The sequence below is a fragment of the Enterococcus sp. DIV0546 genome, assembly GCF_051712785.1.
Classification (GTDB): Bacteria; Bacillota; Bacilli; order Lactobacillales; family Enterococcaceae; genus Enterococcus; species Enterococcus faecalis.
The window spans coordinates 1,744,218-1,758,580 of record NZ_JBIOPO010000001.1 but is presented as its reverse complement, the minus strand read 5'-3'; the positions used below and the strand labels follow the sequence as shown (position 1 = coordinate 1,758,580).

General features: G+C 37.2%; 10 protein-coding genes. 9 read left to right on the top strand and 1 reads right to left on the bottom strand.

Annotated features, from left to right (window positions below):
- The gene (cydD, locus tag IGJ24_RS08665; protein ID WP_002364369.1) at positions 1-1,734 is read left to right on the top strand and encodes a thiol reductant ABC exporter subunit CydD; all 1,734 of its coding nucleotides are present in this window, start codon (positions 1-3) and stop codon (positions 1,732-1,734) included.
- Positions 1,731-3,497, top strand: coding sequence for a thiol reductant ABC exporter subunit CydC (cydC, locus tag IGJ24_RS08660; protein ID WP_016627602.1), 1,767 nt, complete (start codon positions 1,731-1,733; stop codon positions 3,495-3,497). The genes cydD and cydC overlap by 4 nt, the downstream gene beginning before the upstream one ends.
- 79 nt (positions 3,498-3,576) lie before the next feature.
- Here the strand turns inward: cydC and IGJ24_RS08655 are convergent, their stop codons facing one another.
- Positions 3,577-4,557 carry a polyprenyl synthetase family protein gene (locus IGJ24_RS08655; protein WP_002360015.1) on the bottom strand — a complete coding sequence of 327 codons (981 nt, stop codon included), beginning with the start codon at positions 4,555-4,557 and terminating at the stop codon, positions 3,577-3,579.
- A 121-nt stretch (positions 4,558-4,678) separates the two neighbouring features.
- Here IGJ24_RS08655 and IGJ24_RS08650 point away from each other — a divergent pair, with 121 nt between their 5' ends.
- The 7 genes from IGJ24_RS08650 to rlmN all read left to right on the top strand — a co-directional run bounded on the left by IGJ24_RS08650 (position 4,679) and on the right by rlmN (position 14,278).
- Positions 4,679-5,584 (top strand): prenyltransferase, encoded by a 906-nt coding sequence (locus IGJ24_RS08650; RefSeq protein ID WP_002360016.1) that lies wholly within the window; start codon positions 4,679-4,681, stop codon positions 5,582-5,584.
- 28 nt (positions 5,585-5,612) lie between these two features.
- Entirely contained in the window at positions 5,613-6,824 is a 1,212-nt protein-coding gene (locus IGJ24_RS08645; protein ID WP_002360017.1) for an NAD(P)/FAD-dependent oxidoreductase, read from the top strand.
- 313 nt (positions 6,825-7,137) lie between these two features.
- Positions 7,138-9,561: a DNA translocase FtsK gene (locus IGJ24_RS08640; RefSeq protein WP_002369164.1), complete on the top strand. Its 2,424-nt coding sequence runs from the start codon at positions 7,138-7,140 to the stop codon at positions 9,559-9,561.
- A gap of 130 nt (positions 9,562-9,691) precedes the next feature.
- Positions 9,692-10,393 carry a GntR family transcriptional regulator gene (locus IGJ24_RS08635; RefSeq protein ID WP_002356983.1) on the top strand — a complete coding sequence of 234 codons (702 nt, stop codon included), beginning with the start codon at positions 9,692-9,694 and terminating at the stop codon, positions 10,391-10,393.
- A gap of 117 nt (positions 10,394-10,510) precedes the next feature.
- Positions 10,511-11,260: an ABC transporter ATP-binding protein gene (locus IGJ24_RS08630; protein WP_002384339.1), complete on the top strand. Its 750-nt coding sequence runs from the start codon at positions 10,511-10,513 to the stop codon at positions 11,258-11,260.
- Positions 11,250-13,079, top strand: coding sequence for an ABC transporter permease (locus IGJ24_RS08625; protein WP_289865397.1), 1,830 nt, complete (start codon positions 11,250-11,252; stop codon positions 13,077-13,079). Before IGJ24_RS08630 ends, IGJ24_RS08625 begins: the two co-directional genes overlap by 11 nt.
- Before the next feature lie 125 nt (positions 13,080-13,204).
- Positions 13,205-14,278: a 23S rRNA (adenine(2503)-C(2))-methyltransferase RlmN gene (gene rlmN / locus IGJ24_RS08620; protein ID WP_033594523.1), complete on the top strand. Its 1,074-nt coding sequence runs from the start codon at positions 13,205-13,207 to the stop codon at positions 14,276-14,278.
- Positions 14,279-14,363 lie beyond the last annotated feature (85 nt).

Here is a 14,363-nt window from a genome sequence, read left to right as displayed (position 1 = left end):
ATGATTGATAAAGACATCTTACAGATGCCTAAAATCAAAAAAATTCTTGTCTTGCTTGCAGGTTTTTCTTTCCTGCAAGCAGTCTTTATAATTGGGCAAGCTTTTTTTCTTTCAAAAGCCATTGTCGGCCTTTGGAGTGGCGGGCATCTTAACCAACAACTACAGAGTATTTTACTCTTTTTTATTTTTTATCTTGGTCGACATGTTATTACGTATTTTCGTGAGAGAATGCTCGATACATTTAGTTATGAACGCTCGAAAGAATTACGCGAACAATTATTAACTAAAATTTTCCGTTTGGGGCCAAATGTTGTTCAAAAAAATGGAACTGGAAATATGGTTACCATGGCTTTAGAAGGCATCAGTCAAACCGAAAATTATTTACAATTGATTTTGACAAAAATGATGAATATGATGATTATTCCTTGGATTATTTTGGCCTTTGTTTTTACACAAGATATTCGTTCAGGCGTAACATTGCTGATTGTTTTTCCGATTATTATTATTTTTATGATTGTGTTAGGTTATGCAGCACAAAGTAAAGCGGACAAGCAATATGCGGCGTTTCAAATGCTTTCCAATCATTTTATTGATTCCTTGCGAGGAATTGACACGCTGAAACTGTTTGGGTTGAGCAAAAAATATGCTGGGAGTATTTATCATACAAGTGAACGATTCAGAAAAGCGACCATGAGTACATTGAAAATTGCTATTTTATCAACCTTTGCGTTAGACTTTTTTACGACATTATCGGTAGCTGTTGTGGCAGTTTTCCTTGGATTAAGTTTATTAAACGGCACGATTTTATTATTTCCTGCCTTGGTTACTTTAATTTTAGCACCTGAGTTCTTTTTACCGATTCGTGATTTTTCAAGTGATTATCATGCAACCTTAGATGGAAAAAACTCTTTTCAAGCGATCCAAGCGGTATTAGCATTGCCAGAAGCAGAACAGACCGATGTGCTCACGTTAGATGATTGGCATCAAGAAAGTCAGTTGTCAGTCACAGCGTTAAATTTTTCCTATGAAGATGCAACGCAAGAAGCAATTCAATCGTTGCAATTCTCTGTTGATGGTCGCAAAAAGATTGGAATTATTGGGGCGAGTGGTTCTGGTAAGTCAACGTTAATTAATTTATTAAGTGGCTTTTTATTGCCAACAGAAGAAACGAGTCAATTGGCGATAAATGGCCAAACGATTCCACATTTTTTACAAAAAGACTGGCAAAAACAAATCCTTTATATTCCGCAAGCACCATATATTTTCCAAGATACTTTGGCAAACAATATTCGCTTTTATACACCTGAAGCGACAGATGAGGCAATTCAGCAAGCGATTCAGTTAGTTGGCTTAGACGAGCTAGTTAAAGACCTTCCCGAAGGAATTCATACCTTAATTGGGGAAAGTGGTCGAATGTTAAGTGGGGGACAAGCGCAACGAGTAGCGTTGGCCCGCGCCTTTGTTGATCAAAAACGCCACGTCTTGCTGTTTGATGAGCCGACAGCGCATTTGGATATTGAAACAGAAGTTGAAATGAAAGAGCGCATGTTGCCATTAATGAACAATCATCTCGTCTTCTTTGCGACACATCGTCTTCATTGGATGGAAGAAATGGATTACATTTTAGTGATGGAAAAAGGTCAATTAGTGGAACAAGGAACGCTAGCAGAGTTGATTGAAAAAGATGGCTACTATGTTCAATTAATGAAGCAAATGAGAGGAGGACGCCAATGATGGAAAAACAGCCGACAACGAAAGACGTTTGGAAAAACGATCAATGGGTTCGTCCTTTCTTAAAACGCTATAAAAAAACCTTGTATTTTGCCTTACTTTTAGGCTTCTTGACGTTCTTTAGTGCAGGGGCATTAATGTTTACGTCTGGTTACTTAATCAGTCGTGCGGCTTCCTTACCAGAGAATATTTTATTAATTTATATTCCCATTGTTTTAACAAGAGCATTTGGGATTGGCCGTCCTGTTTTTCGTTATGTGGAACGTCTAACGAGTCATAACTGGGTGTTAAAAATGACCTCTGACCTGCGCTTGAAACTTTATAATGTGCTAGAAAAAGATGCGATTTTCTTTAAGACAAAATATCGCACTGGGGATATCTTAGGTTTGCTTTCGGAGGATATTAATCATATCCAAAACTTGTATTTACGAACGATTTTCCCAACCGTTATTGCTTGGATTTTGTATATCTTTTTAGTGATTGCATTAGGTTTCTTTTCTTGGTGGTTTGCTTTATGCATGTTACTGATGTTAGGAGTGGTTGTTTTTCTATTACCACTTGTTTCAGTTCTAGTGAATGGTGCGCGTCAAGAAAAACATAAATATGCCAAAAATGAGTTATATCAAACACTAACCGACAATATTCTAGGTGTGTCTGATTGGGTATTTAGTCAACGTGGCTCTGAATTCGTTGCTCGTTATGAAACAGATGAAGCGAATGTTCGTGCATTAGATGAAAAAATGAAGCAATTTAACCGTGGCCGAGACTTTGTTTTACAACTTCTGTTTGGCGTGATTGCGATTGCTGTCTTAGCTTGGACTAGTGTGCGGTTTCCAGGTAATCATGGGGGCGCAGCCAATTGGATTGGTGCCTTTGTTTTAACCGTTTTTCCGTTAATTGATGCTTTTGCTCCGCTACCTGCTGCAGCACAGGAAACAACGATTTATAAGGATTCCATTCGTCGTTTTAATGAGCTTCCTGAAGGGGAAGATGACTCAACAGAAGCGCCTGTTCAGCCAAATGGCACCAGTTTATCGATAGAACATTTGTCTTTTGCATATGAAAATCAAGAGAAAAAGGTATTAAATGACTTATCGTTAACAATTCCTGAAAAACAAAAATTAGCGATTTTAGGGCGCAGTGGTTCCGGAAAGAGTACGTTGGCTTCGCTCATTCGTGGTGATTTACGGCCTACTTCGGGAGAAATCCTTTTAGGAAATATCCCAACTGAGGCATTTGGTGAGACGATGACTGAATATATTGGGGTTATGCACCAAGCACCGTACCTATTTCGAACAACCATTTTAAATAATATTCGGATTGGTAGAGAAGAAGCAAGCGAAGCAGAAGTTTGGGCAGTTTTAGAAAAAGTTGGCTTAAAAGAAATGGTTACCCAATTACCAGAAGGTTTACAAACAATGGTGGATGAAGCAGGTTTGCGTTTTTCTGGTGGCGAACGACATCGCTTGGCACTAGCGCGGATTCTTTTGCAAGATACACCGATTGTGTTATTAGACGAACCAACTACTGGTTTAGATCCAATTACAGAACAGCAATTGCTGGAAACCTTTTTTGAGGCATTAAAAGATAAAACCGTCATCTGGATTACCCACCATTTGCAAGGCGTAACTTTGATGGATCAAGTGATCTTTATTGAAGATGGCCAATTAGAGATGAGTGGTACGCCAGAAGAATTACTTGCAACCAATGCGCATTATCAGAAACTTTACCGAATTGATCGTGGCATTAGTTCTTTCGAGGAATAAAAAAACGACTGGTTGTTGATTAAAGCAAACAATCAGTCGTTTTTCTATTTCAATTAATGGCAATTCTTCTATAAAACGTTTAAAATGAACGATGTAATAAGAGCTCAGTTAAGGAAAGTAAGGTTTCTTTTGCTGTGCCATCAGGCAATTGTTGAATATCAGTGATTGCTTTGTTGGTTACTTTTTTAGCAAAAGCTTGTGCTTCTGTAACGCCATGATAGTCATTGACTAGCGCCGCAACTTCAGCTGCCTCTTCTAAGGTAATGGCACGTCCTTTATCCAAATAAGGGCTGAATACGTCAGGTGCTGCTTGATAAGCGAAGAGAAGAGGTAACGTATAAACACCTTGTGACAAGTCTTCTAAAGCGGGCTTTTTCAAGGTTTCCGTGTCGGCAGTATAATCTAAAATATCATCATAGACTTGAAAAGCAATGCCAATATGACGGCCAATTCGTTTAGCTAAACGTTGGACTTCTTTTGAACTATGACCGAAATAGGCCCCTTCAAGACAGCTTAGTGAAAAAAGTTCGGCTGTTTTGCCGTTGACACTTCTTAAATAAGCAGGAATCGACATGCGGCGGTCAAATCGATGACTCATTTGATCGAGTTCACCAAGTAATAACCGTTTCATTCCTTGTGCATTGATTTTCATAAATTCAGAGCCATTCATGGCATCTGCAATCAAAGTAAAGAATTCAGTGAATAGTAAATCACCTGTGTAAACAGCCACGTCTTTACCATATTGTGATTGAATAGTCACAGCGCCTCGGCGCAATGGAGAATCGTCAATAATGTCATCGTGAATCAACGTAGCCATATGTAGGATTTCCAAAGATGCAGCTATTTTTAATAGTTGTTGTTTCTCTTGTTTTTCTTCATCACCCAGTTGAGCAAAAAGAAAGAAAAAAGCGGGGCGTAATAATTTGCCGCCAGAACGAGCCAAAGTTACTAAGGCTTCTTCAATGTCTTCGTTGCGTGTATGCAACGTTTGTTCAATTAATTCACATGTTTCCGTTAAAGAACGTTCAACGTCAGGAAACGACTTCCAAAATGTGTTCATAAATATACTACGATCCTTTCAGTGGTTCAATACTATTTGATTGTATACGAATTGGCGACAGAAATACAGTAATTAAGTTTTAAAAGTAACAAAGTTTGTAAAAAAGTAGCGGAGGGATAGTTTGAATCGAGAAATATTTTTTGAATTAGTAGAATTAAAAGCAAAAACAGCTAGTGTTTTGCCATTTTTGTTAGGAATTTGTTTTAGTTGGTACCAATATGGGCGGCTCCATGTTGGTTATGTTTTAATTTTTTTCATTGCGATGTTTATTTTTAATATGGCGGTCGATATTTTAGATAATTATAATGATTACCATCATGCCACAGAAGTTCATGATTATAAGGAAAAAACGAATATTATCGGTCGAGAAAATTTATCTTTGCCATTAATACGCAAAATGATTTTTTGGATGATTCTCGTTTCTGCTTTGATGGGGATTGGGTTGTCATTCATTGTCGGCTGGCCGCTATTAATTATGGGTCTTTATTGTTACTTAATTGGTATTTTTTATTCATCGGGACCGAAACCTTTGTCCAGTCTACCATTAGGGGAAGTTTTCTCAGGATTTACAATGGGGTTCATGATTACCCTTATTTGTGTCTACATTAATACGTTTGAAGTTTTCAATTGGTCAGCAGCTAATTTATGGGGGATTTTCTTAGTCGCCTTACCTAACACTTGTTACATTGCTAACTTAATGTTAGCAAATAATATCTGTGACTTAGAGGAAGATGAAAATAACAAGAGATATACATTAGTTCATTACCTTGGCAAAGCAAGTTCTTTGAAATTATTCGTCGGATTAAATACAATAGCAATGTTAGCCATTTTGTTAGCTGTCGGTTTAGGATTAACCCCGCCAACAATGTTACTCATGCTTTTAACTTTACCTTTTGTACGGAAACAAACCCAAGCCTTATTGAAGGAACAAGTGAAGAGTAAAACATTTGTTTGTGCTGTGAAGATCTTAGCTGTGGGAGCAACTGCACAAGTGCTATTTTTTGCCATAGGTTTGTGGTGGCTGTAAATTTTTTATAGAGTGGAAGGGAATCAAAATGAATAAGAAACATGTTGTTATTTTAGGTGCTGGTTACGCAGGCTTAAAAACATTACGCGAATTACAAAAAGGCGCCAAAGACGTCGAAATTACTTTAGTGGATCGTAACAACTATCACTACGAAGCAACGGATTTGCATGAAGTTGCTGCTGGAACACAACCAGCTGAAAAAATCACATACAATATTATGGATGTTGTCGATGAAAAAATGACAACCTTTATCCAAGGAACAGTTAAAACAATTGATGCTGCAACACAAACAGTTGCTTTAGAAGATGGCCAAACAATCAATTATGATTACTTAGTTGTTTCTCTTGGGTTTGAATCAGAATCATTTGGTATCCCTGGTGTGCAAGAACATGCTCTACAAATGGTAGATGTGAAAACGGCTTTAAACGTGTATGAACATATCCAAGAACAAATGCGTCAATACAAAGCAACTCAAAACGAAGAATTCTTAAAAATTGTTGTCTGCGGAGCAGGCTTTACAGGGATTGAATTATTAGGTTCTCTTGTTGAAAACAAACCAAAATTTGCTGAAATCGCAGGTGTCTCAGCAGATCAAATCCAAATTTATTGTGTCGAAGCAGTTACTCGCCTATTGCCGATGTTTAACGAAAAACTTGCGAACTATGGTGTGCAATTATTAAAAGATTCAGCTATTCATTTATTATTAGGTAAACCGATTAAAGAAATCAAACCAGGCGCAGTTGTTTATCAAGATAACGAAGCAGGCGACTTGGCAGAACTTTCTGCCAAAACAATTATTTGGACAACGGGTGTTAGTGGAAGCCACGTTGTAGGCGATTCTGGCTTTGAAGCTCGTCGTGGTCGTGTCATGGTTCAACCAGATTTAACAGATGCGAACCATAGCAACGTCTATATTATTGGTGATTGCTCAGCAGTTATGGATACAGAAACCAATCGACCTTACCCAACAACAGCACAAATCGCCTTGAAGATGGGCGCTCATGCTGCTAAAAATATTCAAGCACAATTGAAAGGGGAAGCAACTAAACCTTTCAGCTTTAAATCACAAGGTTCTGTTTGTTCTGTCGGAAATACACGTGCTTTAGGAATTGTTGGTAAAACAGACATTAAAGGATACCCAGCTTCATTCATGAAAAAAATTATCATGAACAAAGCGCTCTTTGAAACAGGTGGTACCAAAGAAATGATGGCTAAAGGTCGTTTCGACTTATACCATTAAGAATCAGCAAAATAAGAAATAATGAGGTCGGGACAGAACCGTTTAGCTCCGAGAAATAAGAAGAAATTTCCGAAAATTGCTCTTTAATTTTTGGAGAATTTCGGCTTATTTCCGAAGGAGTTGGTTCTGTTCCCGCCGTTTATCAGTTTTTGAGCGTGGAGCAAAAATCCAAAGTGATTTTTGTCCCACGCTCATTTTTCTTAAATGAAAGTTTTTAAAAAATTTCCATGATTTTTCAAGTAAAATGAGGTGGGCACTTTTGTTCGATTCCATTTTTATGTATAATGAGAAGTGATGGAAAGAGGGAAGTTAAATGGCACAAAAAAGAGCAACAAATAAGAAAAAAAGTACGACAAAGAAAAAGACTAAAAAACAACAGCAACAACAAGAACGTTTAAATTATATGTTTCTTGGCCTGATTTTTATTTTATTCGGTGTCTTTGGACTCTTTCGCTTAGGGTTTTTAGGCACGTTATTAGCGAATTGTTTACGCTTAGTTGTAGGTAATACCTTTCCATTTGCAGCGATTTTACTAATCCTGTATGGCTTATTAGTCATGATTTATGGGAAAGATTTTCCGTTAAAAAGAGGGCGCCCTATTTTTGGGGCTGTTCTGATTTATATTAGTGTTTTGTTATTTTTCCATGCCTTTATGTTTCGAAATGTTAGTGGCAGTCAACCAGATATTTTAGGTAACACTTGGGAGTTTTTGCAAAGTGATTTAAAAGCCAACCAAGTGACGCAAAACGTAGGGGGCGGTATGATTGGCGCGCTGCTTTATCAAGGAACGTACTTTTTGGTGGCACAATTTGGCAGCTATTTAATTGCTACATTGCTACTGTTAGCGGGTATTTTCTTGATGAGTATGTGGGATTTTCAGCAAATTGTTGATCATTTCCAAAGTATTCAAGATCGCCTAAGTCATGTTTCGGCAAAATCACAGGCGCGACAAGAAGAAAAAGAGGCGAAGCGAGCAGCGAAGAAAGAAGCCAAAGCTGCAGAACGCCAAGCAAAAATTGAAGCCGCTGCCCAACAAAAATTACAAGAGCGGGAACGTATGGAACAAGCGGCAGCCGAGCGCTTAACAAAAACACCAGTTGAAACCCACCAACCAATGGTGGAAGAACCGGCTGCACCAACGCCTGTTCAAATTGATTCGTTTCAACAGCAAAATCAGGCGATGCCTGTACCACCAATTGCAGCAACAAAACCGCAACGAGAGCAGGAAGAAGAGGCGGCAGATGAAGCTGGTGTTCTCGAATTTGAAATTTCTGAAGAAGCGGAAGATCGTGATTATCAACTACCACCAACTGATTTGTTAGATACAATTCAAGCAACGGATCAAAGTGGTGAATATGAAAAAATCGAAAAAAATATTGGCGTCTTAGAACAAACTTTCAAGAGTTTTGGCGTTGATGCTAAAGTGGTCAAAGCTAGTTTAGGACCATCTGTCACAAAATTTGAAGTTCAACCCGCTGTTGGGGTAAAAGTTAGCAAAATTGTTAACTTGACGGATGACATTGCTTTAGCGCTTGCGGCCAAAGATGTTCGTATGGAGGCCCCGATTCCTGGGAAATCACTAATCGGGATTGAAGTTCCTAATAGTGCAATTAGTACAGTATCCTTTAGAGATATTGTTGAGGCACAACCAAGTCATCCAGATAAACTATTAGAAGTACCTTTAGGTCGAGATATTTCAGGGATGGTTCAAACTGCGGATCTATCAAAAATGCCGCATTTATTAATTGCGGGATCGACAGGGAGTGGGAAATCGGTTGCTATCAATGGCATCATCACAGGTATTTTGATGCAAGCGAAACCCCATGAAGTAAAATTAATGATGATTGACCCGAAAATGGTGGAATTGAATGTGTATAACGGGATTCCTCATTTATTAACGCCAGTGGTTACTAATCCGAGAAAAGCGGCACAAGCCCTACAAAAAGTAGTTCAAGAAATGGAATTTCGTTATGAAAAATTCGCAGCAACAGGCGTCCGAAATATTACTGGTTACAATCAACTAATTCAACAGAAAAATGCGGAAGATGGCGAAAATCGTCCGATTCTGCCATTTATTGTTGTCATTGTTGATGAGTTAGCTGATTTAATGATGGTGGCAAGTAACGAAGTAGAAGATGCGATTATCCGCTTAGCCCAAATGGCACGGGCAGCGGGTATTCATATGATTTTAGCGACACAACGGCCAAGTGTGGATGTTATTACAGGAATCATCAAAGCAAATGTCCCTTCTCGAATGGCTTTTGCGGTCTCAAGTGGGACAGACTCGCGTACCATTATTGATACCAACGGGGCGGAGAAACTATTAGGTCGAGGCGATATGCTCTTCTTACCAATGGGAGAAAATAAACCAATTCGTATCCAAGGGGCCTTTATCTCTGATCAAGAAGTCGAACGAGTGGTTGCGTTTGTAACGGACCAACAAGAAGCTGAATATCAAGAAAGCATGATGCCAACAGATGAACCGACCACTTCAGGCGGTGGCGAAGCTCCTCAAGATGAGTTGTTTGAAGAAGCGAAAAACTTGGTGGTTGAAATGCAAACAGCTAGTATTTCATTGCTACAAAGACGTTTTAGAATTGGCTATAATCGTGCGGCTCGCTTAGTAGATGAATTGGAAGCACACGGAGTTATTGGACCATCAGAAGGTAGCAAACCAAGAAAAGTCTTTCTACAAGCGGAATCAGAAGAGGCAGCACCTGAAACACCAGAACAATAAACAAAAAGAACAAAAATAGATAAATTTATCTATTTTTGTTCTTTTTTTATAATTTCAGCAAAGCATCATGTTATAATCATCATTTTCTGGTAAAATAGAAAGGAATAGTGCGGTTGGGAGGGAGCGTATCATGAGAAGAAAGAGCGTGCTTTATTTAGAAGTAGCAGATCAGATTAAAGAAGATATTTTGAGTGGCAAGTATCCAGTAGGAACGTTTTTACCAACAGAAACAGAATTGGAAGAGATGTTTAACGTTAGTAAAATTACGATTCGGCGGGCAATCGAAATGTTAGCAACAGAAGAATTTGTTGAGAAAAAAAGTGGCCGAGGCACAACTGTGTTAAGCAATCGTCCCTATAATAAACTATCAAAAGCAGGGACATTCACTGAATTTTTGAATGAATCAGGTCAGAAAGTAACCAAAAAAGTTTTACAAGTTGAAAACTTGACGTTGTCAAAAGAGATGCCGGCTTATCAATTTTTAGGAGAAGAAGTGGTTCACCTTTCACGGTTATATCTAATCGATGAACAACCCTATATTTATTTTAATTACTATTTGCCAGCTGCCATGAAAGACGTATCATTGACTGAATACAAAGAAGAATCCTTGTATCGTTTGATGGATCGACATGCCATTGAAATTTATAAATTTGAAGACCGTTTTGAAGTTGCAACTTTGACAGAAGCAGAGCAAAAGATGTTGCAAACAACTGAAACAACGGGCTTAAAAAGAATTCGGCGTTCGTTAAGCCCAACAGGTCGTTGCGTAGAATATTCAGAAGCTATTTATAATACGAAGATTCATCCTTATGTGATTGAATATGAAGCATAACTTTTAAAAGAATAACAGTGCACTTACAGTAATGTAAGTTCATTGTTATTCTTTTCTATTGTCGTTTTTTTTCGTTTTCGATACACTAAATGAGTGAGAAGAATAGGAGTGGAAAATATGTTAGAAGTACAAAATTTGAAAAAAGTTTACGGAAACGAAATTAAATATGAAGCTTTAAAAGGGATTAATTTAACTGTCCAAGATGGTGAATTTATTGGTATTATGGGACCTTCTGGAAGTGGGAAAAGTACACTTTTAAATTTATTGGCAACAATCGATAGTCCAACAGACGGTGAAATACTTTTAAATGGAAAAAATCCAAACAATTTGAATCAAGAACAAATTGCTAAATTCCGTCGTACAGAATTAGGATTTGTTTTTCAAAGCTTTAATTTAATGCCAACATTAACTGTTGAAGAAAATATTATTTTACCATTGACACTTGATGGAGAAAAAGTCTCTGTAATGAAACGACAATTAGCAGAATTAAGTGAGCGTTTAGGTATCAATCATCTGTTGAAAAAACGAATTGCAGAAATTTCTGGTGGACAAGCACAACGGGTCGCCGTTGCTCGGGCAATGATTCATCATCCACAATTATTATTGGCTGATGAACCAACAGGAAACTTAGATACGAAATCATCTAAGGATGTGATGGGCTTGTTACAACAATTAAACGAAGAAGAAGCGGCGACTATTTTAATGGTGACCCATGATCCGCTAGCCGCAAGTTATTGCAAGCGCATTGTCTTTATTAAAGATGGTGAATTAATTGATGAAATTATCCAAAACGGCAACCAAAAAGAGTTCTACGATTTAATCATGGTGAAACTGGCTGAGATTGAAGGTGTCGATAATGAATTTTAATCAGTTTGTTATAAGAAACACGATTCGAAATAAGCATTTATACTTGGCTTATTTCCTAAGTACAATGTTTTCTGTGATGATCTTTTTTACGTTCACTGGTTTTGTCTTTCACCCAGCCTTAGCTAATGGTTTAAATCCTAAAGCACAAATGGGAATGACGGCTGCGGCAATTATAATCTATGGTTTCTCTTTCTTATTTGTTTTATACTCGATGGATGTCTTTATCCAATCTCGAAAAAAAGAGTTTGGAACCTTGATGATTCAAGGGATGAGTCCAAAACAGTTAAAGAAAATGATTTTTATTGAAAACTTAGTGATTGGTTTCTTTGCTACAATTTTTGGTAGCATTTTAGGTGTTGGATTTTCACAGTTTATTTTATGGATTAGCAATTTATTGATGCATCTAGGTTTAGGTTTTTATTTGCCAGTGATGCCGTTTATCATTACTGTCATTTCATTTGCGGTCTTGTTCTTAGTAATTTCTTTCTTTATTCAATTCCGCTTGCCAAAAGCGACACTTCAAGAGCTATTAAAAGCAGGGGAAATGGGTAAAGGTGAAATCAAAAGCTCTAAAGTTAAATCTTTCTTAGCCGTGTTGCTTTTAGTTGTCGGTTATGGAATTGCTTTAGTTGCTAAGGGACAGTTAGTTTTAATGGTGATGTTCCCAGTAATTTTCTTAGTTATTTTAGGGACAAAATTCTTATTTGACCAATTGAGTGTTTCTGTCATTGAACGTTTAAAACGGAAACCAAAAATCTTTTGGAAAAAAACCAATATGGTCGTTTTATCAGATTTAGCATTCCGCATGAAAGATAATGCACGTTCGTTCTTCTTGGTTTCGGTGATATCAACGGTTGCTTTTGCTGCCATTGGAACGTTATACGGCGTGAACGAGATGATTTTTAAAGGAATAAGTTCTGTACCGTACGAACTGACATTGTCTGATTCGACCAACCCAGAAAATCAAGAAATGAAACAATTTGCGACAAAAACATTCCAAGAAAAAAATATTCAGTTTGATCAGATTGATTACACAATGTACAAAACAAGTGCCGGTATCCAATTAATCAAAACATCTGAATATAATAAACTCGCAAAATTTATAGATGAACCAACTTTAACAGGTGAGAAAGTAGTTAATTTATCACAAAAAGATGCTCCTTCTGCTGCATCAGTAGATGTCAAATCTGTTCAATTGGGAAATGATCAAGTTTTAAACATTGATAAAACAGAAGAAACCAATGTATTACCGACTTTTGGCGGTGTGGTTGTTATCCCAGATAGTACCTCAACAGATGGAATTAAAGAGGAAACAGAAACAATTTGGCAACCAAAAGAAGGCACAGATAAAGATAACTTAATTGATGCTGAAAATATTATTGGTGAAAAATACCCAATGTTACTAGGAACCGCGGCTACAGTTGCAGGTATTACGCAATTTTATACGCCAGTTCTTTTTGTCGGACTATTTATCGGTATCGTGTTCTTTGTTTCGGCGGGTAGTTTCTTATACTTCCGTTTATACAGTGATATGAATACGGACGTTGAAAAATTCAAGATGATTTACAAACTTGGCTTGACGAAAAAAGAATTGAAGAAAATGATTTACCAACAAGTAGGTATTTTATTCTTTACCCCAATTGTTGTTTCATTTATTCATGGAGCTGTTGCTTTGAAAGCAATGTATGCCGTGTTAGATCAGCCAATGCAATTAGCTGGCTGGCAAGTTTTAGGCGTTTTCTTATTGATTCAGGTCGTTTACTATTTAATTGCCAGAACGTTCTACTTCAAAAAAGTTTATCACTTAGTGAAAGATTAATTATAAAAAATCGTTAAGCATGTACGCTTAACGATTTTTTTTTGAGGTTCTTCGTGATATTGCATTCAAAGTGAGAATACGTTATAGTTATGAAGCGAATGTAATAGCAGAAATGAGGAAAAGAAATGCAGAAAGAATCCATTTATGGACTGACGAGAGAACAGCTTGTGGACTGGTTTTTAGCCCATGGCGAGAAGAAATTTCGCGCAACACAAGTGTGGGAATGGTTGTACACAAAACGTGTTGCTTCATTTAGTGAAATGTCGAACATTTCTAAATCGTTGATGACTTTATTAGAAGAAAATTTTTCATTAAATCCATTAAAACAAGTCATTGTGCAAGAAGCGCAAGATGGTACCGTGAAATATTTATTTGAATTACCAGATAAAAATATGATTGAAACAGTCTTGATGCGTCAAGAATATGGATTATCTGTTTGTGTGACCACTCAAGTTGGCTGCAATATTGGGTGTACATTTTGTGCTAGTGGGCTATTAAAAAAACAAAGAGATTTAACTGCTGGCGAGATTGTTGCCCAAATTATGTGGGTGCAACATTATTTCGATGAACGTGGGTTGGATGAACGTGTTAGCCATGTCGTTGTGATGGGAATTGGTGAACCATTTGATAATTACGCCAATGTCATGAACTTTTTACGAACGATTAATGATGATAAAGGTTTGGCCATTGGTGCCCGCCATATTACAGTTTCAACAAGTGGTTTAGTGCCAAAAATTCGTGAATTTGCAGACAGTGGACTACAAGTAAACTTAGCAATCTCATTACATGCTCCTAACAACGAGGTCCGTACATCAATTATGCGGATTAATCGTAGTTTTCCAATTGAAAAATTAATGGCATCAATTGATGAATACATTGAAAAAACCAACCGACGTGTTACATTTGAATATATTATGTTGAGTCAAGTGAACGACCGACCAGAACATGCTCAACAATTAGCAGATTTACTACGGAATAAGAAAAAACTTTCTTATGTTAATCTGATTCCGTATAACCCAGTGAGTGAACACGATCAATATAGCAGAAGCTCTAAAGAAGCGGTTTTAAAATTTTATGATGTACTCAAAAAGAATGGCATCAATTGTGTTATTCGTAAAGAACACGGAACAGATATTGATGCGGCTTGCGGACAATTACGCAGTAAACAAATGAAAAAAGAAAAAGTCAAAAACCAATAACGTAGTTAAAATCGGATCAGAAAGGTTTCTTTTTGATTCGATTTTTCGTTTATTTAATAAAAAATCGTCGGTTTTTCAATTCTTG